This is a genomic window from Bradyrhizobium sp., assembly GCF_016462955.1.
Lineage (GTDB): Bacteria > Pseudomonadota > Alphaproteobacteria > Rhizobiales > Xanthobacteraceae > Bradyrhizobium.
This window is the reverse complement of record NZ_JAEMSD010000541.1, coordinates 1-355: the sequence shown is the minus strand read 5'-3', so window position 1 is coordinate 355 and position 355 is coordinate 1. Positions and strand designations below refer to the sequence as shown.

The window sequence follows — 355 nt, the reverse complement described above, 5'->3', positions numbered from 1 at the left end:
CGTCGTGGCCCTGGCCGACCGCCGACGCGTTTTCGATGGCGGAAAGGTGGGGACGTGGGCGGCCACGCTCGATGAACTGGCGCGTGAGCTCGACGTCGTCATCATCGTCTCCTCCGGAAACCGCAGCCCGCGAGGCGGCAATCGTCTGGAACAGGCGGTGACCGAATATCCGCGCTATCTTCTGGAGGACGCCAATCGATTCTTCGAACCCGCCGGCGCATTGAATGTGATCACCGTCGGCGCGCTCGCGCATGGCGAGGGTCTCGATCCGGATCGGGCCGAGGATGTGGGCGTGCGCCCGATCACGCTCTTGCATGAGCCGGCGCCGTTGTCCCGGATCGGACCTGGTCCTGGC

At 66.5% G+C, this 355-nt stretch carries 1 pseudogene; it reads left to right on the top strand.

The annotated features are described in order from the left end of the window. Window positions 1-355: pseudogene (locus JHD07_RS33825) on the top strand (hypothetical protein); the annotation flags it as partial.